General features: G+C 36.9%; 23 protein-coding genes. 9 read left to right on the top strand and 14 right to left on the bottom strand.

All coding sequences use genetic code 11. The features are described from left to right. Positions 1-86: 86 nt before the first annotated feature. The 5 genes from BWI92_RS10310 to BWI92_RS10330 form a co-directional block, all read right to left on the bottom strand. Positions 87-1097 (bottom strand): glycosyltransferase family 2 protein, encoded by a 1011-nt coding sequence (locus tag BWI92_RS10310; RefSeq protein WP_095162822.1) that lies wholly within the window; start codon positions 1095-1097, stop codon positions 87-89. A gap of 118 nt (positions 1098-1215) precedes the next feature. Continuing rightward, a complete protein-coding gene (locus BWI92_RS10315; protein ID WP_095162824.1) occupies positions 1216-1584 on the bottom strand; it encodes a hypothetical protein in 369 nt (122 codons plus the stop codon). A 72-nt stretch (positions 1585-1656) separates the two neighbouring features. Next, positions 1657-2949 (bottom strand): glutamate-1-semialdehyde 2,1-aminomutase, encoded by a 1293-nt coding sequence (gene hemL, locus BWI92_RS10320; RefSeq protein ID WP_095162826.1) that lies wholly within the window; start codon positions 2947-2949, stop codon positions 1657-1659. 34 nt (positions 2950-2983) lie between these two features. Beyond that, positions 2984-3388, bottom strand: coding sequence for a hypothetical protein (locus tag BWI92_RS10325; RefSeq protein ID WP_095162828.1), 405 nt, complete (start codon positions 3386-3388; stop codon positions 2984-2986). Next, the gene (locus BWI92_RS10330) at positions 3346-4590 is read right to left on the bottom strand and encodes an ABC transporter substrate-binding protein (protein WP_095162830.1); all 1245 of its coding nucleotides are present in this window, start codon (positions 4588-4590) and stop codon (positions 3346-3348) included. Before BWI92_RS10330 ends, BWI92_RS10325 begins: the two co-directional genes overlap by 43 nt. Before the next feature lie 131 nt (positions 4591-4721). Here BWI92_RS10330 and BWI92_RS10335 point away from each other — a divergent pair, with 131 nt between their 5' ends. Next, positions 4722-5171, top strand: a complete 450-nt coding sequence (locus BWI92_RS10335; RefSeq protein ID WP_095162833.1) for a GNAT family N-acetyltransferase — start codon at positions 4722-4724, stop codon at positions 5169-5171. Between the two features lie 251 nt (positions 5172-5422). On the opposite strand, the gene yidC is transcribed toward BWI92_RS10335, so the two are convergent. The 5 genes from yidC to BWI92_RS10360 all read right to left on the bottom strand — a co-directional run bounded on the left by yidC (position 5423) and on the right by BWI92_RS10360 (position 13106). Further along, positions 5423-7270 (bottom strand): membrane protein insertase YidC, encoded by a 1848-nt coding sequence (gene yidC / locus BWI92_RS10340; RefSeq protein WP_095162836.1) that lies wholly within the window; start codon positions 7268-7270, stop codon positions 5423-5425. 433 nt (positions 7271-7703) lie between these two features. Beyond that, positions 7704-9356, bottom strand: a complete 1653-nt coding sequence (locus tag BWI92_RS10345) for a CTP synthase (RefSeq protein WP_095162839.1) — start codon at positions 9354-9356, stop codon at positions 7704-7706. 129 nt (positions 9357-9485) lie between these two features. Further along, positions 9486-10748, bottom strand: a complete 1263-nt coding sequence (locus BWI92_RS10350) for a glycosyltransferase (protein ID WP_095162842.1) — start codon at positions 10746-10748, stop codon at positions 9486-9488. A 283-nt stretch (positions 10749-11031) separates the two neighbouring features. Continuing rightward, on the bottom strand, positions 11032-12321 hold the full coding sequence (locus tag BWI92_RS10355; RefSeq protein ID WP_095162844.1) for an aminopeptidase P family protein: 1290 nt from the start codon (positions 12319-12321) through the stop codon (positions 11032-11034). Then, a complete protein-coding gene (locus BWI92_RS10360) occupies positions 12318-13106 on the bottom strand; it encodes a class I SAM-dependent methyltransferase (RefSeq protein ID WP_095162846.1) in 789 nt (262 codons plus the stop codon). Before BWI92_RS10360 ends, BWI92_RS10355 begins: the two co-directional genes overlap by 4 nt. A gap of 296 nt (positions 13107-13402) precedes the next feature. Between BWI92_RS10360 and BWI92_RS10365 the strand changes: the two genes are divergently transcribed. From BWI92_RS10365 to BWI92_RS10395, 7 genes are all read left to right on the top strand, one after another. Further along, positions 13403-14170 (top strand): hypothetical protein, encoded by a 768-nt coding sequence (locus BWI92_RS10365; protein ID WP_095162848.1) that lies wholly within the window; start codon positions 13403-13405, stop codon positions 14168-14170. Between the two features lie 160 nt (positions 14171-14330). After that, complete coding sequence (locus BWI92_RS10370; protein ID WP_095162850.1) at positions 14331-15101, top strand: hypothetical protein; 771 nt, start codon at positions 14331-14333, stop codon at positions 15099-15101. 121 nt (positions 15102-15222) lie between these two features. Next, a complete protein-coding gene (locus tag BWI92_RS10375; protein WP_141234744.1) occupies positions 15223-15972 on the top strand; it encodes a DUF4304 domain-containing protein in 750 nt (249 codons plus the stop codon). A gap of 77 nt (positions 15973-16049) precedes the next feature. Further along, entirely contained in the window at positions 16050-16820 is a 771-nt protein-coding gene (locus tag BWI92_RS10380; RefSeq protein WP_095162855.1) for a hypothetical protein, read from the top strand. 168 nt (positions 16821-16988) lie between these two features. Then, entirely contained in the window at positions 16989-17699 is a 711-nt protein-coding gene (locus BWI92_RS10385; RefSeq protein ID WP_095162857.1) for a DUF4304 domain-containing protein, read from the top strand. A 77-nt stretch (positions 17700-17776) separates the two neighbouring features. Further along, a complete protein-coding gene (locus BWI92_RS10390; RefSeq protein ID WP_095162859.1) occupies positions 17777-18547 on the top strand; it encodes a hypothetical protein in 771 nt (256 codons plus the stop codon). 243 nt (positions 18548-18790) lie between these two features. Next, a complete protein-coding gene (locus tag BWI92_RS10395; RefSeq protein ID WP_095162862.1) occupies positions 18791-19477 on the top strand; it encodes a hypothetical protein in 687 nt (228 codons plus the stop codon). Positions 19478-19587: 110 nt separating this feature from the next. Here the strand turns inward: BWI92_RS10395 and BWI92_RS10400 are convergent, their stop codons facing one another. Together BWI92_RS10400 and BWI92_RS10405 are read right to left on the bottom strand one after the other, a co-directional pair. Beyond that, complete coding sequence (locus BWI92_RS10400) at positions 19588-20568, bottom strand: ketoacyl-ACP synthase III (protein ID WP_095163363.1); 981 nt, start codon at positions 20566-20568, stop codon at positions 19588-19590. Between the two features lie 63 nt (positions 20569-20631). Further along, positions 20632-21219: a TetR/AcrR family transcriptional regulator gene (locus BWI92_RS10405; protein WP_095162864.1), complete on the bottom strand. Its 588-nt coding sequence runs from the start codon at positions 21217-21219 to the stop codon at positions 20632-20634. 288 nt (positions 21220-21507) lie between these two features. Here BWI92_RS10405 and BWI92_RS10410 point away from each other — a divergent pair, with 288 nt between their 5' ends. Further along, complete coding sequence (locus BWI92_RS10410) at positions 21508-21765, top strand: hypothetical protein (protein ID WP_095162866.1); 258 nt, start codon at positions 21508-21510, stop codon at positions 21763-21765. Between the two features lie 207 nt (positions 21766-21972). Here the strand turns inward: BWI92_RS10410 and BWI92_RS28160 are convergent, their stop codons facing one another. Both BWI92_RS28160 and BWI92_RS28165 read right to left on the bottom strand, forming a co-directional pair. Then, positions 21973-22806 (bottom strand): transferrin receptor-like dimerization domain-containing protein, encoded by an 834-nt coding sequence (locus tag BWI92_RS28160; RefSeq protein ID WP_229362944.1) that lies wholly within the window; start codon positions 22804-22806, stop codon positions 21973-21975. Further along, a complete protein-coding gene (locus BWI92_RS28165; RefSeq protein ID WP_229362946.1) occupies positions 22800-24200 on the bottom strand; it encodes a M28 family peptidase in 1401 nt (466 codons plus the stop codon). Before BWI92_RS28165 ends, BWI92_RS28160 begins: the two co-directional genes overlap by 7 nt. Between the last annotated feature and the right edge of the window lie 137 nt (positions 24201-24337).

Consider the following 24337-nt stretch of genomic DNA (forward strand, 5'->3'; position numbering starts at 1 on the left):
CGTCTCTACAGTGTTTGAATACAATTTTTTAAATAATCACTCAATCGCCATTCACTTACTAAATTATTCGAAGCTCCACACTCCCATCAGGATGGATATTCGATGTTGTCTCCTAGTTGTTTGTATCCTTTTTCTTCAAACAGTTTTTTCCAACCTTCTGTAATAAAACCTACACCGTAGCCCACCAATTGCACATATATGGCAATTATGCTGAGTAAACCTACTTGAATACTCTTATTCTTGAGTGTTGAATCAATAAAATTGAGTAAGGTATATAGGGCAAAAATACCAATGGCCAAATAGAAAAATGGCTTGAAAACCAACCACCATAAAGGAATACTAAACAAGCCAAGTGTAAATACCATTGGAAAGGTGTGTACCAATTTGAGTTCTTTAGGAAAAAAGCGACTGATATTGATTCTTGCTTTTCCAAAAAATCTCAACTGTTTGTAAAACTGTATAAAACTAGTTCTTCGTTTATGGTAAATAAATGCCTCAGGAATAAGTCCAGACTTAAAACCTAGGCTTATGGCACGAATCGAAAATTCAATATCTTCGCCCATACGAGTAATAATGAACCCTTGGGTTTTGCGATAAACCTCTTTCGACATCCCCATATTAAAGCTTCTAGGATGAAATGTACCTCCAAGATTTTTCTTGCTGCCTCTAATTCCTCCAGTTGTAAATAGTGAGGTCATTGAGTAACTAATGGCTTTTTGAATAGGAGTGAAGTTGGGGTGGTCGCGGTCTGGCCCGCCATAGAGGTCTAGGAAATTGCTATTGAGTTGCTTTTCTACAATTTCTAAATAGTTTGGTTCTATCAGCGCGTCAGAGTCAAGAATAATGAAATAATCGCCAGTAGCGTGCTTAAAACCTGTATTACGAGCAAATCCCTGACCAGTATTTTGTTGTTGGATATATTTTATTTCCAGCTCAGAATGATATTTTTCAACAATCTTATCGGCTTTTATGGCCGAGCCATCCTCTACAACCACCACTTCAAAGATTTTATAGGTTTGCTTAGTTAAACAAGCCAACAATTCATCCAATTCGTCGGGGCGGTTGTATACAGGAATAATAATGGAATAATTTCGCATGGAAAAAGCGCTGTGTTGAAATAACAGCTATTGTTTAATTTTTGTGTTGAAAACAAGAAAGTGCCATTGCATCAGACCTCTTCTAATGGGAGACACTCTCTTCAGACCACAAAACTAATCATTTTACATATTTTTTCTTCACTTTCATTTCCCAATCCCCGAAGCTTCCATATAATACCATTGATCCAAATCTGAAATTATCAATGATTTCTTGTCCTTCTTCTACACTATCATAAAACTCCTTGTCTACAGGAATCTCAAAATCTACCGCATTCATAGCATCTTTTATATGTTTTTTGATGCTTAAAGATAAATGCGATTGTTTCAAACGAAGTTTGAGGATATACTTATGCGAGTCACCACCATGTTGGGCGATACGCAATTGCTCTTTCAAAGCGCGATTTTCTTCTCGAAGTTTGTCTGTTTCGGAACTTCCACAAGAAAAAAGGAGAAAAATGACGAAAGTAGAAAGAAGATAAGATTTCATAAGGAACTGAGAGGTTTTAAAAAAGGTCAGCAAATTGCTGACCTTCGATGGAATATGATATTTGGCGCTAAACTATGCTGAAATTTCTTTAAAGCTCTCATAACTCGCATCCAAGATTTGAGCAACGTGTTCATCAGTAAGAGCAGTCGAGATAAACATAGCTTCATATTGTGAAGGAGCCATATAGACACCTCTTTTCAGCATCGCATTAAAGAATTTACCGAATAGTGCAGTATCTGATGATTTTGCATCTTCAAAATTATTTACAGGCTTATCCGTAAAGAATAAGGTAAACATGGAGCCAACGTGGTTGAGGGTATAATTCAAACCAAGTTTTTGCATATTGGCACGAATACCAGATGTTAAGGTATTACCAACCGTTTCGATTCGTTCATATACTTCTGGATGCTCGTTCAAGTAAGTCAACATGGCTTGACCCGCTGCCATAGCAATTGGGTTTCCTGAAAGTGTACCTGCTTGATATACTGGACCCGCAGGAGAAACGCAATCCATGATTTCTTTTTTACCTCCGTAAGCACCAACTGGCATACCTCCACCGATAATTTTACCCATGGTCGTCATATCTGGTGTTACGCCACAACGTTCTTGAAAACCTCCTTTTGCCAAACGGAAACCAGTCATTACTTCATCAAAAATCAACACAATACCTTCCTTATCGCAAATTTGGCGAAGACCTTCCAAGAAGCCTTCTGCTGGTTTTACTAAACCCATATTACCAACTACGGGTTCTAGGATAATACAAGCAATCTGATCTTTATTAGCATCAACTAGCGTTTGTACTGCAGTTAAATCATTGTATGGAGCTGTTAGCGTATCTTTGGCCACACCTTTAGTAACGCCTGGACTATCTGGATGTCCGAATGTGATGGCACCAGAACCTGCTGCAATCAAAAATGAATCACCATGACCGTGATAACAACCTTCAAATTTGATGATTTTGTCACGACCCGTATAACCACGTGCCACACGAATAGCCGACATCGTAGCCTCTGTGCCAGAGTTTACCATACGTACTTTCTCAACAGAAGGCACAATCGAAGTAATGAGTTCTGCCATTTCTACTTCACGACGCGTAGGAGCACCATAAGAAAAACCTAACTGAATAGCATCGGCAACGGCTTTTTCGACTAGCTCATTGGCGTGACCCAAAATCATAGGCCCCCATGAGTTGATAAGTTCGATAAATGCGTTTCCATCTTCATCGTAAAGGTAAGCACCTTTAGCCGATTTGATGAAAAGAGGATTTCCTCCAACGGCTCTAAAAGCTCTTACAGGTGAGTTTACACCGCCAGGGATGTAGTTTTTAGCTTTGTCGAAAAGTTCTTGGCTGTTTTTAGTAGTCATTTTGTCAAAAATTAATGCGATGGTAGCCCATGCACTATTTAGCTAATACAAATTTATAATTTTGGAAAGTAGTAATGGGTACTACTTGGTTGTCTTGAGACTGTGTGTAATCGTAACCTGACGTTGAGAAAGACTGTTTATAGGTATCTAAATCGTCCAAGCCTTTTTTGAAGTTTACACCATATTTAGAAAGAACCCTTCCCCAAAACAAAGTCATGTCATATCCACAGAACGAATAATAGGAAGGAATGCTTCCATATTTAGCAAAATATTCCTTTTTAAATTTATCTACCTCTGGATTTTCATTGTCAATAAACTCTGGGTCAATACAGTAAATTTCTCTTCCTGCAACGGTTGTGCCACTCAAATTGCTTGATTGAAATGCCTCAGCAGTAGTCACAAGTGGCGTTGACAAATCTTTCTGTAAAGCCGTGAGCATTGCCAAGCCTGCCTTTTTATCAGAAGTTGCCAAAAAACATGACTGAGTTTTTTATCAGGAATTTTACTAGCAATTACCTCCGAGTTGGCTGTTACTTTTACAAAAGCCTCAATATCATAACCCTTTTTAACTAGTACTTGTTTATAGGCTTCTGCCAACAAGGAATCAGTGCTAGAGGAGGTATAATAAATTGCGGCGTTGCGTCCTAGAAATGCTTGTTTTGTAACATATTCGGCAGCCTTGATGGCTTGCATTTTGACAGAAGGTTGTGCTAAAAATGACTTATCGAAGATTTCTAAGAGTTTTTCATTATTAGAAATAGGGTTGATAAGTGGTATTTGATAGCTTTCACAAAAGGCATTTGCTAACTTATTACTTTCGGAATAAAGGGGACCAACTAACAAATCGGTTGTTTGGAAGTAGGCATTATTCAGTACTTCAAGCATTTGATCTCCGTCGTTCGAAATATCATATACCTGAAGATTAACATTGATCTTTTCCTTTTGCAATTGTGCTTTTGCCAGTTTGGCACCCTGATACATGTCGAACACATATTGGTTGGCACGACGAGGGTGGTCAGGCGATAGCTCGTCGATGTTTACTGGAAGTAAAAACGCAAAATTAAGAAAGCCCTTGTTCAAGCGGTATTGCTGAAGGTCTTTAGTCGAAGACATTTCTGAAGATTTGGCTTGAATACGTTCTTTTAGTAATATTTCATCAGGAAATTGCTCACTCAATGAGGTTAATTTCTTGGGGTCAGTAATATCAGCAAGAAAGTTTTTCTTTAGATCTAGGATATCATTCTTCAAAGAATCAGAAGTAATAGCATTAGCTATCTGGAGTCCTTTGGCATAGTCTTTATTCTCAAATGCAATGGTTGCATAAAGATAGGCTACTTCTTCATTTTTCTCCCAATTGGGATATCTCAATTGAAGATTTTGCAAACTAGCTTCTGCTTCGGCATATTTTCCTACTTTGATGGCTGCCAAAGCTTGAAAATAGTAAGAATAAGGAACAATAGGATTATTAAAACGAAGGTTACTTAGCTGGCTAAAGGCGATTCTAGCTTTTTCAAAATCATTGTTTTGATAGAAAAGTAAGGCTTTTTGATATTGAGCTTCGTATTCTGACAGATTGCTCTGGGCCTGACTGAAGCTGTAGGATGATGCCACCAATAACACTCCTAACAATAATTTCTTCATAATTCATGGAATTTGTGATTGTACAAATATAATAAACTTTGACGAATGCCGATTAAGTTGGGGTAATTGATGACATTATTATTAAATTTACTTTTGTCAACCTAAAATCACAAACTATTAACGATCCTCTTATGAATTTGAACTGGTACTATAAACATTTTAGAAATCTCAGCACAACCGAACTTTATCAAATCTTGCAGTTGCGTTGCGAAGTGTTTATTGTGGAACAAAACTGTCCGTTTCAAGACCTTGATGATAAGGACTTTAAATGTCATCACCTCATGGGATTTGATACTGAAACACAACAGATTGTAGCATACACTCGCATCGTTCCTCCAGGAGTATCCTATGAAGAGGCATCTATTGGACGTGTGGTAACTTCTCCGAAAGTAAGGAAATTTGGAGTAGGAAAGGAATTAATGAGAAATTCTATCGAATTAGCTGAAGAACTTTACGGCTCGTCTATCAAGATAGGGGCACAGTTGTATCTAAAGGGATTTTACGAGTCTTTTGGCTTTGTTCAAACAAGCGAAATTTATCTCGAAGACGGTATTGAGCATATAGAAATGCTGAAAGATTAATTTGAAAATTTGAAAATTTGGCGATTTGAAAATGGGGGAATCTGAAGATTTGGGAATTTGAAAATTTGGGAATTTGAAAATTTGAAAATTAGGCGATTTGGTAATTTGATGATTTGGTAATTTGAAAATGGGGGAATCTGAAGATTAAGTAAATTGAAAGTTGTTGAATTTTAGAAAAAAAGGTCTTCATAGAGAAACAATTTATTTCTCAGTGAAGACCTTTTTACATTAATAATTTTCAAATCAGATAATTATTTCTTCTTCTTCTTTTCTTCGTTTTGCTGTTTCTGCATTTCTTCAGCTGCTTTCATTTGCTTTTGCAAATATTCTGAGAAACGAGATTTTTTACCACCACCTGCAGCGATTTTCTTACGGTTTTCTTCCAAAACTTGCTTGATTTTATCTTCGTCAACAAACTTGCGAATACCGATTTGTTGTAAAATCGTTACTAGGTTAGATACGAAGTAATAGAAGCTCATACCTGCTGGAAGTGAGTTCATCACGAACATAAAGATTACTGGCGTGATATAAGCCATTTTCTTCATATCGATTGGCTGGCCTACTTGATCTGGTGTATTTTGGTTGTTGTAATAACCGTATGCAATACTCGAAAGGGTCATCAACAACGTAAACAAACTGACGTGGTTACCATAGAAAGGAATGCTAAATGGCAAATCCCATACAGAGTCATAAGTAGAAAGGTCATTAGCCCACAAGAATGCCTCCTGACGAAGGTTAATTAAGTTAGGGAACAACATAAATACCGCCATCAAAATAGGCATGGTAGCCAATACAGGCACACAACCACTCAATGGACTTACACCTACTTCACCATACAATTTCATTTGAGCTTGTTGCAATTTAGCTGCATCGTCACCCACTTTTTCCTTGATAGCATTTAATTCTGGTTGAAGGATACGCATTTTTGCCATACTTACATAAGATTTGTAAGTCAATGGCAACAACGCAAACTTAATTACCAATACCAATGCAATAATCAATAAACCGTAGTTGCTAAATACTGTTTCAAGAATATTGAATAAAGGAACAAATACGTAGCGAGTAATTGGCAAGAAAATATCGTAACTCAATTTTACGTTGCGACCAAATGCAGGTGCAATTTCTTTGATTTTATTATAGTCGTTTGGACCGAAATACCATTGATATTGTCCTTTACCAGCCTTCATATCTGCCAAAGAAACCTCCATGTTTGCACGCAAAGTTTTGATATTCACCGAATCCTGAGGATTTGGCGTAGCCCAAATTTGTGCTTTAGAAATAGGAGTATTTTTAGCAATAAAACCTGACAAGAAGTACTTTTTCTTGAAAGTCAACCAATTTAATGGCTTTTCAAGCGTAGCATCGTTGGCACTTGTAGGATTTTCGGTCAACTGGTCAAACTCTTCACCTTCAGCGATTAGGTAGTTAACAGTAGCCTTACGGTTTTCGTTTAAGTCTTTTTCTGTTGGACGAACCTCTTCAATCCAGTTGATTTTAGCAGTTTGGCTTTTCAACAAACCGTCCAACCCTTTGATTTGAGTATTTTGGTCAACTAAGAAACCTTCACCAGCCAAAGTATAAGTCTGTTCGATAGACTGACCATTTGCCAAAGCCAAGGTAAACGTTACAGATTGTTTTTGACCTTCCGCAACCACACCACCTTTTGATTGGGTTGTAAAGAACAACTTGTTGATGTCTACATTACCTTTTGTTGTAGCTAATTCAAAAGAAAGTTTGTCGAATGCTTCATCATAAATCGTCAAAGGGGTTTCTTTATGAGCTGCAAAGTCATTATATGTTTTGTAGTGCTTAAGCAACACTTGTTTTACTTTACCACCTTGAGTTGAGAAAGTAACTTTGATGTCTTTGTTTTCAAGAACAACATCTTGTGCCACGCCTGTAGCTGCCGTTGCAAAATCACCAGCTGCGGCCTTCAAAGCTACAGTATCAGTGGTTGGAGCTACAGTTTTGTGTACAGTAGTTTGAGCAACTTGCGCTTTTTGTGCTTGTTTTGGTTCATCTTTCGGAGCAAAGAAAAACTGGTACCCCAGCAACATCCCCATCAGCAATAATAGCCCCGTGATTTGATTTCTATCCATTTGGTATTTGTTTAAAAGCGCCTTTCATTTTTAAAAGGCTAGTTATTTTTGGAATTGTAGTATTTAAAAGTTTGACCTTGGTTATTTTGAGGCAAAAGCAAAAGTAACTGTTGGCTAGTGTTTTCGTGTTAAGAATAAAGTTAAATGAATGTTTAGATTGTATATAAATACTATTTTTCTCTTCGCAAAGCCCTACTTTTCTTGTCTTGACACAAGAAAAGTAGCAAAAGAAAGTCAAGAATTTATAAACTCGCTTCGCTCAAACAGTATAAATTCATAGCTTACGCAAGCAATCTCCCACAAGTTTAAACAGCTTCAATATGTTCAATATCTTTAAAATCGAATGGTAAAGAAATAAAAATGCACCGCCTCGACTTTGGCGGTGCAAAATTACAAAGAACTTGGCTTTTTAGCTGTATTTTTTTACAAAAGGTTATTTACTTGTTCCTTTTGCTACTGGAGAAGCATTTTTTAATGCCGCCTTTACAAAATGTACAAACAACGGAGCAGGATTAACCACTGTTGATTTATATTCTGGGTGGAATTGAACACCAATAAAGAATGGATGATCTTTGATTTCAACAATCTCTACCAAACCAGAATCTGTATTGATACCTGTAGGAACCATTCCAGCAGCTTTGATTTGTTCAAAATAATTATTGTTAAACTCATAACGGTGACGGTGACGCTCTTGGATATTCAATTTTCCGTAGATGCTGTGTGCCAACGAACCTTTTTCGATTTTACAACCATAAGCACCCAAACGCATGGTACCACCTTTGTTAGTGATGTCCTTTTGTTCAGCCATGATATCAATTACTGGATGAATGGTCTCTGGGTTCATTTCTGAAGAGTGAGCTTCTGCTAGACCCAATACGTTACGAGAAAACTCGATTACGGCACATTGCATACCCAAACAAATACCAAAGAATGGAATTTTGTTTTCACGGGCATATTTTACTGCGTTGATTTTACCTTCGATACCACGCTCACCAAATCCTGGTGCTACCAAGATACCATCCAAGTTGGCCAATCTGCTTTCATAACCAGCATCGATTAGCGTTTCAGAAGAAATCCAACGAATATTTACTTTTGTTTCACAAACCGCTCCCGCATGAATAATTGCTTCAGCAATAGATTTATACGAGTCTTTCAATTCTACATATTTACCAACCAAACCGATTGTGATTTGTTCTGTAGGATTTTTTAATTTACCCAAGAACGCTTTCCATTGGTCTAAGTCTGCATCACGGTCGTTGTAAATATCTAATTTGTACAATACTCTTGCGTCTAATTTTTCTTTACGCATCAATAAAGGTACATCATAGATAGTCTCAGCGTCCATAGCCTCAATCACATCGTTGGCAGATACGTTGCAGAATAGGGCAATTTTGCGACGCATATCTTGTGGTAGAGGATGCTCTGTGCGACATACCAAAATATCAGGCTGAATACCAGATTCTGACAATTGACGTACTGAGTGTTGAGTTGGTTTTGTTTTAAGCTCACCCGCTGATGCCAGGTAGGGTACCAATGTTAGGTGGATAAACAACGTGTTTTTCTCACCTAAATCCCATTTTAATTGACGAGTAGCCTCAATAAATGGAAGTGACTCGATGTCACCCACGCAACCACCGATTTCAGTGATAACGACGTCGTATTCGCCAGTTTCGCCCAACAACAAGATGCTTCTTTTGATTTCATCTGTGATGTGAGGAACTACTTGAACGGTTTTACCCAAATAATCACCACGACGTTCTTTCGTGATTACATTGTAGTAAATACGACCAGTTGTAATGTTGTTTGCTTGCGAAGTAGGTACGCCCAAGAAACGCTCGTAGTGACCCAAGTCAAGGTCAGTTTCAGCGCCATCGTTGGTTACATAACACTCCCCATGCTCATAAGGGTTAAGTGTACCCGGATCGATATTGATATACGGGTCAAATTTTTGAATAGTTACCGATAATCCTCTGGCTTGCAGAAGTTTTGCTAATGATGAGGCAATAATACCTTTGCCTAATGAAGAAGTCACACCGCCCGTAACAAAGATGTATTTCGCGGTTTTAGGTTGCCCTTTACCTGACATTGTAAGAAATGATTGATTTGTGAATTTTCCGATGAACGAAAGTTCATGGACGTTTCAGATTTCCCAAAGAAGATTTCATTTTAGAAAATCCGAAACTATGGTTACGGGATACAAAGGTAAGAAAATTACTTAGAACTCTAAGTGTAAAGGGGCTAAGTTTTTTTGAAGTGCCTGATTTTCAGGATAATATTTTTTTATTTTTTTAAAGATACATTCTGCGAAAAATTTTACCTGATGATGGTCAGAAAACTCTTTCATCATGGTCTGATTTCCGACAGTTTTTGATTGACTTAACAAAAATTGTATTTTTTCTTGTAACTCTTCTGGATTATTTGGCTCAACAGTAATTCCCAGTTGATTTCTTCGGGTGAGTTCTCCCATCAAACCATAATTGTAAGTCAAGAGTGGTTTATGGGCAAAAGCTGAGCGCACCATGATACCACTCATACCGATATGTTTTTGATACAAGCCCATAATTACATCAGAAAGGGCAAAGAATTGTTGAATCAACTCTGGCTCTACGAAATAATCAACTTTAACAATTTGTAAGTGGTTTGAACCCTCAACAGCTTTGAGTTTTTCGTCAAAACGGTATTTTTCCTCCGCAGTCCAGCCGCCTACTAACAGTAAGCAAGCATCTTGTTGTTGTTTTTGAGGTAATTGAAGTAATGCCTCCAGCGTTGGAATGATTCCTTTTCTTTCGTCCAAAAAACCAAAAATTAGAAAAACTTTTCGATGCGGTTCGATGCCCAATTGTTGTCTGAGCAGAATAGGAGCTTCCTGAGCAAAAGGATAGGTTTTGACAGGGTCGGGTAAATATAGTGCTTTGTTGCTATGCCATTTTTCTTGAATATATTCGGCAGCATACGGGTCAAGGCAATAAAGATTGGTCAGCTTTTTAGAAAAAAGTAAGCCACGAAGCATCCATTTTTTACGAATAAAATTGATACGCTCTTTCCAAGAATCGGGACGATAATTGGTTAGGGTAGTTCTAAAAAATATGCCAGAAAAGGTGCAAGGCGCTTGATTGCCTTTTTGTAAAATCGCCAATTGTAAATGGTCAAGATACATCAAAACGCCATGTTTGGCTTGAAATACTGATGCATATTTACAGAATAATCCCCATTCAAAATCTCCACGTTTGATGACATTATTCTCTGCTTGATACTGCTGAAATTCTTCCTCAGAAATATATTTCCACTCAAAAACCGAAGCATCCACCGACGTTCTTTGCGTGAGCTTAGCGTGTTTTGTGGCAAAGATGGGACTTACCAAAGCTATTAATTTGATCGGTAAACGATGTTCAAGCTGATATTCAATCAAATGTGTAAGATATTCAGAATGATGACCAGAAGCATCTAAATCAAACAATAAAATAGTCGGGAAAGGCATTTTGAGTGCTGAGTGCTGAGTTTTGAGTGAGGAGTTTTTAAATTATTGAAGATTTGAGATTAGCACTGTACGAAGGTTTAAGTTTTGTTTTAAAATAAAATTGCCGCTACTGCAATAATGCTCATGATGAGAATGTTTCTGAACATCATAAAATCCTTCGCATACTACTAATTTGGGATTTCTGATTTCGGAAATGTTAAAATATTTTTCCGAAATCAGAAATCTCAAATCCAAAATAGCAAAGACACTTTGTCCCTATATGCCTTTGCCACTTTGTGCCTTTTTAGGCATTCATCAAGCTTTCGATTTCGTCAGCTTCCATTGGAATACTTCCCATCAGATCGATATTGCTATCTTGAGTTACTAAAATATTATTTTCTAGACGAACACCTAGACCTTCTTCTTGGATATAAATTCCAGGTTCAATTGTAAAGACCATACCTTCTTCAAAACGACGGTAGCGATTCCAAACATCATGCACATCCAAACCTAGGTGGTGTGATGTTCCGTGCATAAAGTATTTTTTGAATAAAGGAGATTCTGGATTTTGATTTTTTACGTCGGTTTTATCAAACAAACCTAGTCCAATCAATTCAGACTCGATAAACATTTCTACTTCGTGTTGGTATTCACTCCATAAAACACCTACCTGCATGATAGACTTAGCGAATTTGAAAGCACGGTGCACAGCATCATATACTGCACGCTGACGAGCCGTAAAACGACCATTGACAGGAATAGTACGCGTTAAGTCTGCATTATAGTTAGCATATTCGGCTGCTACGTCCAACAACAACAAATCTCCATCTTTACAAATACGGCTGTTTTCGATATAGTGCAATACACAAGCATTGGCGCCTGAAGCAATAATTGGCTGATAAGCAAAGCCTTTTGAGCGATTTCTTACAAACTCATGGATAAGTTCTGCTTCTACTTCGTATTCTGTAACACCAGGTTTTACAAAATTTAAGAGTCTTCTAAAGCCTAATTCTGTAATACGAATAGCTTCGTTGAGTTGCGCAATCTCTACAGGGCTTTTGATTACGCGCAAATGGTGCATAAGCGGAGCCACGCGCTCAAGACGGTGCAAAGGATAGCGCGCTTTTACCCAGTTGATAAACTTCGCATCGCGTGTTTGTACCTCAGAGCTATTACGGATATGTTCGTTGGTGTTGAGATAAATGGCATCTGCCTCAAATACCAAAGTAGTTAATATTTGCTCAAATTGGCTAGTCCAATAGATAGTCTGAATGCCCGAAACCTCCCTTGCGTGTTCTTTCGTGTATTTGTATCCTTCCCAAACCGCAATCAAATCTGATGTTTCACGCAAAAACAAAATTTCTCTCATACGAGGGTCTGGCGCATCTGGAAACAACAAAACAATGGTTTCTTCTTGATCTATTCCGCTCAAATAAAACAAATCAGAGTTTTGTCTGAAGCCCATTGTACCGTCCGCATTGGTTGGCATAATGTCATTTGAGTTGAAAATCGCTATGGATTTTGGTTTCAATAGCTGGTTTAATCTAGCTCTGTTTGTTACAAACAGTTGACTATCTATTGGTAAGTATTTCATTGATGAGTGTTGATGGGGTTATTTTTTTCGCACAAATAAATAATCTCCTCCTTCGGAAGGGCATAGCGTTCCACTTTGTCTTTGGGCATTTCCATCACAAAACGGTCTTGTGTTACATGCCAACCACCTTGTTCGAGGCGTTTGTGGTAGTCACGACCAAAAATACGGAAGTGGTCATCTTGTTTGAAAAGACGCTCACGCTCTTTCGGGTCGGTGATGGTTTTATCCTCAAAAGTAGTTTCCAAGTTCCAGTCTTGTGGCGATTGCATAATACCCCAACCGTTTGGTTTTAGCACACGACGCATTTCTTGCATACAACGAATATCATCGTCGACGTGCTCTAATACGTGATTACAGAAAACTACATCAAAAGTATTGTCTTCGAAAGGAATATTGTGCAAGTCCATTTTTACTTTTGCCAAAGGCGACTCAATATCAGCGGTGATATAGTCCAAGTTTTTCATTTTTTCGAAACGGTCGATAAAACAGTACTCAGGCGCCACGTGCAAAACCTTAAGGTCGGCTTTGAAGAAATTAGTCTTTTGTTGAAGGTATAAATACATCAAACGGTGACGTTCGAGCGCAAGACAGTTTGGACAAAGAGCGTTATCACGAGGCTCAAGACGACCATAAGGAACGAATTTCGAAAATGTAGAGCCACAAACTGTACATTCCACCTTATTACCTCGCAAAAAGAACGCATATAGGTTCATGGCAAAGTGACTAACTAATTGCAAATACTTACGAGGAATGTTTCGGAGTGTCCAGCTAATAATTTTTTTCATGGAAATGATGGTCAAATATATTTTTTGCAAAGGTAAAAAATGATTCCGAAATAAAATAGGAGGGATTACCTACTTGACAGAATAGCCTGATTAATTAGCTTTGATTAAAAATGCTAGCCTTATGAGTGTTTTGTAATACAAAATGTGACTAAATTTATAGAAATGATACCTTTGTGAATCTATAATTTATTTAAAAAGCATATTTGAATATGTAATTTATTTTGCAAGTTTGTCATTTCTTTTAACCCTTAAATTAGAACCCTGTAGAATTTCAAAATATAAACACCTTCATTACTATGAACATCACCGAACAAGAAAAACGAATCGCACATTATTGCCAGATAGATTTACCTGAGGAAAATCAAGATAAAATTGTAAGAATTTGGTTTTCAACTGGAAGAGATATAAGAGTTAATACTAAGTTAGGTAGTTATTTTTATCATGAATCATTTGCTGATATTTTTATCCCTAAATATGAAGTAGCTGATAATTATGATTCATTAATGAGAGAAATATTGGTGTATAAAGCTGCCCATAATGAAATATACAGTGATGTGTTAATCACGATATATCCTGATGGGAGTTACGAATTCAGGTATTGGTTCGATGAAGAAAGAATCATTAAGGAAGAATATGATGATGCAATGCTTAGTTCAAAAGATTTTCCACACGCAATGGCAAAGGCATTAGTTTTCTACGACCTTGCGGAGGTTAACTTTAAAAAGAAGTACGAAAGTATAATCATGACATTTGAAATAAAAGAGGGCGAACCCTTTGTGGATTATTACCTAGTAAATGAAAAAGGACAGCATAAGCCTGTTTATGATTCGAATAAAGTTGCCAAGTATGGCGATATCATTTCAAAAAATATTTCAATGGTTAAAGCATGGTTAAAAGAGCACTATGAAAGGACTAACCATGGTATATTAAAAGATGTCTGGAAACCATGGAATAAAATCGTAGTGAGCGTACCACCAAGTGGGTATTTAAATGAATATGAGGATATTCATTATTATCTGGATGAGGTAGAACTGGAAAAAGATTTTTTTCTGAAGGGCTATTAATCTAGTTTATGCCTTATGCCCTCGTTGGAGTTGTCTCCTACGAGCCTAGCGACAGCAAAAAGTCTGTTATTTATGCTAATATGTTGCTTACGCCAGTTTGTTGGAGAGAATTTCAACAAGGGCGAAAATCTACTCAAAATTTTTAAATCCTACACAGTTTATGGATATTAACATTAAAGAACAAGAAATTGCAAATCTAATACTCCAAGACCTACCTGATGATTGTCATGAGGACATTATTAAAGTTTGGTATTATACAGGAAGAGATGTGAGAAATGAATATGAGGGTTACAGTGTTTATTTTTCCTATGATACAGTCGCAGATGTAATCATTCCAAAATCTGAGGTGTCATGGGATTACGAATTAGCGATTAAAGAGGTATTAATTCACAAAGCTAATCATGGAGAACCATACAGTGATGTATTGATAACCTTGTTTACAGATGGAAGCTATGAATTCAAATATTGGTATGATGAAGAGCGAATTTATAAGCAAGAATACGAAAGTGCCCTTCGTCGTTCAAAAGATTTTCCACATGCAATGGCAAAGGCATTAGTCTTTTATCATCTTGCAGAAGTTAATTTCAAAAAGAAGTATGAACGTATAATCATGACATTTGAAATTAAAGAGGGTGAGCCCTTTGTAGATTATTACCTTGTTAATGAAAAAGGACAGCATAAGCCTGTTTATGACTCGAATAAAGTTGCCAAGTATGAAGAAACTATCACAAGAAATACCTCCAATGTAAAGACATGGCTAAAAGAGCACTATGAAAGGACTAATCATGGTATATTGAAAGATATCTGGAAACCATGGAATAAAATCGTAGTGAGCGTACCTCCAAGTGGCTATTTGAATCAACTTGAGGATATACATTATTATTTGGATGAGTTAGAACTGGAAAAAGATTTTTTTCTGGAGAGGTATTAATCTAGTTTATGCCTTATGCCCTCGTTGGAGTTTTCTCCAATGAGCCTAGCGACATCAAAAAGTCTGTTATTTATGCTAATATGTTGCTTACGCCAGTTTGTTGGAGAGAACTCCAGCAAGGGTGAAAAAATCAGTTCTATTAAAATCTCCACAAAGAATAATGACAAGGAAATATTTTTTAACGGAATTAAATAAGCTAATGGGTTCCTATTTAGCTGAACATGGCTTTAAAATCAAGCAAGATTGCACTATTTGTAAAACAGAAAATGACTTTTTTTGTAAAATTAAATTGTCCTTCTTGACCTATGATACTATTCGTCTTAACTATATAAATTGTTCCATTAAAATGGTCAGCCTCGAAAAAGCATCTACTGAGATATATTATGGGCATCTTACTAAAGAGCAAATAAAAGAACAATATCAAATGGCTGTAACTCTGTATGGCCCCCGTAAAGAGGTAGAAGTAGATATTTATCAGGATGAGCAAATAAGCTTGTTTGTTATTGCATTTAAGGATTACTTCGAGAAAGTTCTTCTTCCATTTTTTAACAAGTATTCAGATATACAAGCACTCAGTGAAAGGTATCAAGAATATGATTTAGAGTATCAAGAGGGGGCTGGTTATATAGGTAATTTCCATGACTTTGAAGCAAGTCGACCCTATTTGGGCTACCTCTGTACTGATGACGCAGTAGGTCGTCGAGTTTTGATTATGAAGTATATTAATGACCCCAAAGTAAATGATTTTCTCAAATGGTACCAAGCATGTATTGAGTCTGGACAACTCGGACTAGAGCCTTATGAAGGTTACTATCTAAAGGTAGCACAAAAATTAATTGATTGGGAAGTTCCTCAAAAATATCTTAAATAGCACTAATTCCTTAAATATTCTCGTTGGCGAGAACATCACTCACGGCGAAATACCAAAAAATAAACACCTTCATTCTTATGAACATCACCGAACAGGAAAAACGAATAGAGTCTTTGTGTCGAAAAGATTTGTATGAAGAAAATAAAAACCAAGTAATTAAAGTATGGTTTTGTGCAGAAAGAGATATAAGAGTCCCTAATGCTAGAGCATATTTATATTTCTATGATGAATCGTTGAGCAAGATTATTGATAGAAAAAGAGAAGTATATATGGAATATAATGATGCATTGAAGGAACTATTAATTTATAAAGCTCAACATGGAGAACTCTACAGTGATATTGTAATCACATTGCATCCTAATGGTAATTATGAGTTCAGGTATTGGTTTAATGAAGAAAGAATCATTAAGGAAGAATATGATGTTGCACTACGCTCGGCAAAATGGTTTCCTCATACGATGGCAAAGGCATTAGTCTTTTATCATCTTGCAGAAGTTAATTTCAAAAAGAAGTACGAAAGTATAATCATGACATTTGAAATTAAAGAGGGTGAGCCCTTTGTAGATTATTACCTTGTTAATGAAAAAGGACAGCATAAGCCTGTTTATGACTCGAATAAAGTTGCCAAGTATGAAGAAACTATCACAAGAAATACCTCCAATGTAAAGACATGGCTAAAAGAGCACTATGAAAGGACTAATCATGGTATATTGAAAGATATCTGGAAACCATGGAATAAAATCGTAGTGAGCGTACCTCCAAGTGGCTATTTGAATCAACTTGAGGATATACATTATTATTTGGATGATGTAGAACTAGAAAAAGATTTTTTTCTGAAGGGCTATTAATCTAGTTTACGCCTTATGCCCTCGCTGGAGTTTTTTCCAATGAGCCTAGCGACAGCAAAAAGTCTGTTATTAATACTACTTTGTTGCTTACGCCAGTTTGTTGGAGAGAATTCCAACAAGGGCGAAAATAATGACTAAATCTTTCTATTAAAATCTCCACAAAGAATAATGACAAGGAAATATTTTTTAACGGAATTAAATAAGCTAATGGGTTCTTATTTAGCTGAACATGGCTTTAAAATCAAGCAAGATTGCACTATTTGTAAAACAGCAAATGACTTTTTTTGTAAAATTAAATTGTCCTTCTTGACCTATGATACTATTCGTCTTAACTATATAAATTGTTCCATTAAAATGGTAAGCCTCGAAAAAGCATCTACTGAGATATATTATGGTCATCATACTAAAGAGAAAATAAAAGAAAAATATCAAATGGCTGTAACGCTGTATGGCCCCCGTAAAGAGGTAGAGGTAGATATTTATCAAGATGAGCAAATAAGCTTGTTTGTTATTGCATTTAAGGATTACTTCGAGAAAGTTCTTCTTCCATTTTTTAACAAGTATTCAGATATACAAGCACTCAGTGAAAGGTATCAAGAATATGATTTAGAGTATCAAGAGGGTGCTGGTTATATAGGTAATTTCCATGACTTTGAAGCAAGTCGACCCTATTTGGGCTACCTCTGTACTGATGACGCAGTAGGTCGTCGAGTTTTGATTATGAAGTATATTAATGACCCCAAAGTAAATGATTTTCTCAAATGGTACCAAGCATGTATTGAGTCTGGACAACTCGGACTAGAGCCTTATGAAGGTTACTATCTAAAGGTAGCACAAAAATTAATTGATTGGGAAGTTCCCCAAAAATACCTTAAATAGTACTGATTCCTTAAATATTCTCGTTGGCGAGAACATCACGCACGGCGAAATATCAAAATATAAACACCTTCATTCTTATGAACATCACCGAACAAGAAAAACGAATAGAGTCTTTGTGTCGAAAAGATTTGTACGAGGATAATAAAAACCAATTAATTAAGGTCTGGTTTTGTGCAGAAAGGGATATAAGAGTCCCAAACGCCAGAGCATATTTATATTTCTATGATGAATCGTTGAGCAATATTATTGACAGTAATAGAGAAGCATTTATGGAATATTATGATGCATTGAAGGAACTATTAATTTATAAAGCTCAACATGGAGAACTCTATAGTGATATTGTAATCACATTGCATCCTAATGGTAATTATGAGTTCAGGTATTGGTTTAATGAAGAAAGAATCATTAAGGAAGAATACGAAAGTGCAATGCTTCGATCAACCGATTTTCCACATGCAATGGCAAAGGCATTAGTTTTCTACGACCTTGCGGAGGTTAACTTTAAAAAGAAGTACGAAAGTATAATCATGACATTTGAAATAAAAGAGGGCGAACCCTTTGTGGATTATTACCTAGTAAATGAAAAAGGACAGCATAAGCCTGTTTATGATTCGAATAAAGTTGCCAAGTATGGCGATATCATTTCAAAAAATATTTCAATGGTTAAAGCATGGTTAAAAGAGCACTATGAAAGGACTAACCATGGAATATTAAAAGATGTCTGGAAACCATGGAATAAAATCGTGGTGAGCGTACCACCAAGTGGGTATTTGAATGAACTTGAGGATATTCATTATTATTTGGATGAGTTAGAACTGGAAAAAGATTTTTTTCTGGAGAGGTATTAATCTAGTTTATGCCTCATGCCCTCGCTGGAGTTTTCTCCAATGAGCCTAGCGACAGCAAAAAGTCTGTTATTTATGCTACTTTGTTGCTTACGTCAGTTTGTTGGAGAGAATTTCAACAAGGGCGAAAATCTACTCAAAAATTTTAAATCCTCTACAGTTTATGAATATTAACATTAAAGAACAAGAGCTAGCTTCTCTATTTCGAGCTGATATACCTGTCGAAAATCAAACGAAACCGTTAAGGTGTGGTATTTTACGGATAGAGATGTGAGAGCCCTTAATGCAGGTGAAAGTTTTTACTTTTACAATGAAACAAGAACAAGCTTAATTATTCCAACTTATAGAGAGGCAAGAAATTACACTTTAGGAACTAAAGAGGTGTTAATTTACAAAGCTAATCATGGACAACTTTACAGTGATGTGTTGATAACCTTGTTTACAGATGGAAGTTATGAATTCAAATATTGGTATGATGAAGAGCGAATTTATAAGCAAGAATATGAAAGTGCACTTCGTCGTTCAAAAGATTTCCCACATGCAATGGCAAAGGCATTAGTCTTTTATCATCTTGCAGAAGTTAATTTCAAAAAGAAGTACGAAAGTATAATCATGACATTTGAAATTAAAGAGGGTGAACCCTGTGTGGATTATTACCTTGTTAATGAAAAAGGTCAGCATAAGCCTGTTTATGATTCTAGTAAAGTTGCTAAGTATGAAGAAACTATCACAAGAAATACCTCCAATGTAAAGACATGGTTAAAAGAGCACTATGAAAGGACTAACCATGGAATATTAAAAGATGTCTGGAAACCATGGAATAAAATCGTAGTGAGCGTACCTTCAAGTGGGTATTTGAATGAACTTGAGGATATACATTATTATTTGGATGAGGTAGAACTGGAAAAAGATTTTTTTCTGAAGGGCTATTAATCTAGTTTATGCACTCGTTGGAATGTTTGCCAGCAAAGGTATAAAATCACAAAAGCGGTCGAAAAACTCATTTCGACCGCTTTTGTTTTAACTCGAAAATCGAGCGTATATTAAGCTTTCTGAATACGATTGGTCAAGTAGATACCTGCTAACGTAAGTCCACTGCCAAAACCTGCTAACATTAATTTGTCATCCAATTGTACTTTGCCGTTTTGGATACCGTTGTACCAAGCAATTGGAATAGAGGCTGCTGAGGTATTTCCGTAGTTGACAACGCTCTCCAAGCATTTTTCAATAGGGAAATTCATTTGTGAGCAAGCTGCTTCCAAAATTCGAATATTCGCACTGTGAGGAATCATCCAATCGATTTGATCTGTGGTGATACCATTTTTTTCTGCCAATTTGATAATATTAGCAGGGAGGTTCGATACAGCCCACTTGAATACGGTACGTCCATTTTGGTGGATTTTTCCGTTATAGTCTATCTGTTCAAAATTGATAGGAGCGGGTTGGTTAGACAAATACAAATCTTTTCCTAAGTCGCCATTGGTAGTCGAAATAGATTTATGAAGATATTGTGTTTCTGAACTTTCTACTAAAACTGCACCAGCGCCATCACCAAATAACACACAACTGGTACGGTCGGTAAAATCTGAGATTTTTGAAAGCGTTTCACCGCCAATCACCAGTACTTTTTGGTAATCGCCAGTAGCGATAAGACCTTTAGCTACAATCAAACCGTATGCAAAACCTGCACAACCAGCAGATATGTCCATACAGCCTGCACTTGGAATTCCTAAACGACTTTGTACCTGACTTGCCATACTAGGGAAGGCTTGTTCTGGTGTACTGGTGGCTACAATCACAAAGTCAACGTCTGCAAGATTCTTTTGATAATTGTCAGCAAGATTTTGAGCCGCTTTTACACACAAATCACTGGTATATTCGGTTTCTGAGCTGTAATAGCGGGTATTAATCCCTGTTCTGCTCACGATCCATTCGTCGGTAGTTTCCAAAAATTGCTCGAAATAGTGGTTGTCGATTTTCTTTTCAGGAAGATACACCCCGATAGAATCAATAATTGCATTCATAATGACTTGTTTTTGAATTGTTTGAATACACATACCGAATGGTATGTGGTACTACAAATTTTTTTAGAGGCGGATTTGTTCAATAATAGCCGACTCAATATGATTAGCGATATTTACAATGTAATTTTTATTTTGAGTAATCAGAGACATAAATATTCCTCCTTCAATCATGGAATAAATATTGGTAGCCAAGGTATGTGCGTCGGTGGCTTCTTTGATTTCTTTGTGCTTAATGCCATGGGTGATAATCGTGGCAGTATTTTGGATAAGTCTATCACAAATTTTACGAGCCTCCTCAAACAAAATTGGATTATTGAAACGAGCATCAACTCCCAAATTAAGAAGCGGACATCCACCTCTTTCAGAAGCTAATTCATAATAATATTCTTTGAAATAAAAGGTCATGCCATAAAGCTTGTTTATCGCACCTTTACGTTCAATAACTACATTATTAAGGGGTTTTACTAATTTTTTTACATTCAAATGAAAAGCTTGAAAAGCTAAGTCTTCTTTGTTTCTGAAGTAAAAATATACTGCTCCTTTGGTGAGATTGGTGGCCTTAGTAATCTCAGAAAGCGACGTACCGTTATAGCCTTTTTTGTTAAAAAGAGGAGCTACTTTTTCGAGTATGTATTCTTGCGTCGTTTCCATGGATTGTAAATATAGGAAAAAAAATAATTCACATACCGATTGGTATGTGAATTATTTTTTCGGGTTAAAGAAAATTAACTTGTTCTAACCTAAAATCTTATGGATACAACTTTTAAAAAATGCTTATTTCAATGTTAATTCTAGAGTAAGAATCAAGCGAAGCAGAAAATGAAATTCCTCTGGTAAAAAATAAGTCTACAAATCACATTTTTTTGCAATAAAAGTGCCTCATTCTTTGTTCTAATAAAGTAATAAAACATAATCCTCAACAACTTATACATATATTTTATGAAAGATACCGTCTTTGCTAACTGGACTTTATCTAAACTTTTGAGCAAAAAACAATCTCTAAAGTTTTATGTTAACACTTTTTTTGTATTTCAAATTACATTGGTGCTTACTTCGGTGTATCTTATCTCCACCATCAACAAGCCAGCCTTATTGGCTCCCTTAATTTTGTTGAACGTGGGAGTACAGCTATATCGTAACAAACATAGGTTACAATTAAAAATGGTAGAGCAGGAGATTTATTCAAGAAGGAAATAATAATTGCCTGATCAGGTATTCGGCAAACTATTTCTAATGAATCAAAAAAGCGGTCGAAAATTATTTTTCGACCGCTTTTTTGATGCTACGATAAAGACGCAATCATTGCGTCTCTACCAATGGAATACAAATTTTTACTCAATTCACTCAATGAAGAAAGATTTATTTTGAAAAAATGGTGCCTTCGCGATGACTAAACTTTCATGTTTATTCTCCTAGCAAAGCCACTGCTTTATCAATTTGGTCGCAGTATTTGTTTAGTACTGAGGACACAATCTCAATGCCTTTTTCTGCTTCTTTCCATTTTCTTTGTTCAATAGACTCACGTACCGAAGGAATTGTTTTTACCCCATATCCCGTAAAAAATCCTGGCGCATAAATTTGGTGTTTATACCACGGACGATTCGGTAAACCTTCTGGTAAAGTCAAGGTTCTTTCTATCGTATAGAGAAGTTGGTTCAGTGCCTCAAGTTTGGCTGGCGCTAATTTATTGCTGTTTTTTACCGCTGAAGCGTAAGTATTAGCACTTTTGTTGAGACGATTCAGACTATTTTCGAGCGGTGCAAAATTGATATAAGGAACCTCATCATAAGTTTTTACCATAATTGGTTCGTTCGGGTCAGCGGCTGCCGCAAAATGTCCTTCTTTTACCAAACGATTATTATCTTCTGTTTTACTACGAATATTTTCTAATAAAGCCTTTACCTCAGTGCCGTAGTTTTGAAGGGTATTCGAAAAGTTTTGGAACTCAAAAGGCAGTACATCGGCATTTGCCAAGCGCAATACGGTTCTTCCCATGGTTTTTGCCAACGTAACCCCATAAGCAAAATCAGGGTCTTTAAAACGAGTGTAATGGTCAAACGAATCATAAATTGAGTGGTATTCGCCTCCTTCATCTTCGCCACCATAACCCACATTCATAGCAGATACGCCTAAATGTTGTAAAAATGGTGTGAAATCCGAACCTGAACCCAAGGCACCAATCCGAATATCACCACGACTCAAGACTTCTTTTTTGCTTTCGCCCGACCCATTTACCAAAATATACGAACGTAAACGGTCATAAACACTGATATTTTTTGTGGGTCGATGACATCTCGGCTTACTTGATTAAAGAATTTTTCTAGGGTATGAGAGCCTCCTGCCGAAAGAAAACCTCGTCCGTTGCCATCAGAGTTGAGATAGGCTACTGCTTTTTTCTGTAATTCTGCACGATTGGCCTCAGCCCATTCGGTTGAGCCTAACAAACCTGGCTCTTCACCGTCCCATGCACAAAATACTAGGGTTCTTTTCGGTTTCCAGCCTGTTTTAGCCAATTCTCCAATAGCACGGGCTTCTTCCATTACGGCGACCATACCACTCAAAGGGTCGGCCGCGCCAAATACCCAAGCATCATGATGATTGCCTCTGAGAATCCACTGGTCAGGAAATTCCGAACCTCTCATGACGGCAATAACATTAAACAAAGGCTCTACTTTAAAGTCAAATTGTAACTTCAAATGTACTTTTGCTGCACCCGGACCCACATGATAGGCAATAGGTAAGCCCCCTCTCCACGATTCTGGTGCTACTCTTCCATCCAATGCTTTGAGCAATGGCAAGGCATCGCCATAAGAAATAGGCAATACAGGAATCGTCATGATGGTTGTGGCGTCTTTTATGTCTAATCGTTTGGCATCTTTGGTATCTCCATAACCTGGTGTTAATGGATCGCCAGGCGCCACAGGCAGGTCTAATACCGAACCACGTTGTGCACCAGCTTCTGGTCTGAAGGGACCTTTTGGATATACATCACCCTGACCATAACCATCGTCTTTTGGGTCGGAGTAAATGATACATCCCACAGCGCCTTTTTCGGCAGCTAATTTAGGTTTTAAGCCACGCCAAGAACCGCCATAGCGCACAATTACAATTTTTCCTTTGACATTCACCCCCATTTTTTCCAGTACATCATAATCATCAGGACGCCCAAAATTGACATAAACTAACTCAGCCGTAACGTCTCCGTCTGCCGAAAAGCAATTATAGGTTGGCAAATGATCTTTGAGCTGGTTGGAAGTACCATCTTCTTTGAGCATAGGTTCAACCAAACTGGCTTTGAAAATCGTAGGACTTACCAAACTCACCTCACGAACTTTGGGTGTTGGAAAAAGCGTGTACAAGGTGTCGATACGAGCCTCAAATCCCCATGATTTAAACAAATCACGCATATATACGGCATTGGCACGGTTGTGTGGCGAGCCTACGTAATGAGGTTTTGAACTCATATACTTCATCCAAGTACGTAGGTTTTGGGCATTGAGTTGAGCGTCAAACTTGGCTTCTAATTCTTTTTCAGTAGAAGTTCCTTTTTCAGAAAACCCTAAAAAATTTTGAGCTGACGAGGTAAGTTGTCCAAGGTACAAAAAGCCTAGGAGTGTAATCAGTTTTTTCATAATAAGTTACGATGAAGAAAAGTGAACATAATCGCCGAAGATTAAGTCAAATTCGGTAATAGTAAAGATAAGAAGTTTATCGATTAGCAAAAGGATTAAATACCCTAAAGTTCAGAAAGAGGAAAAATTAGTAACGG

This window comes from Flectobacillus sp. BAB-3569, from assembly GCF_002270355.1.
Classification (GTDB): domain Bacteria; phylum Bacteroidota; class Bacteroidia; order Cytophagales; family Spirosomataceae; genus Flectobacillus; species Flectobacillus roseus.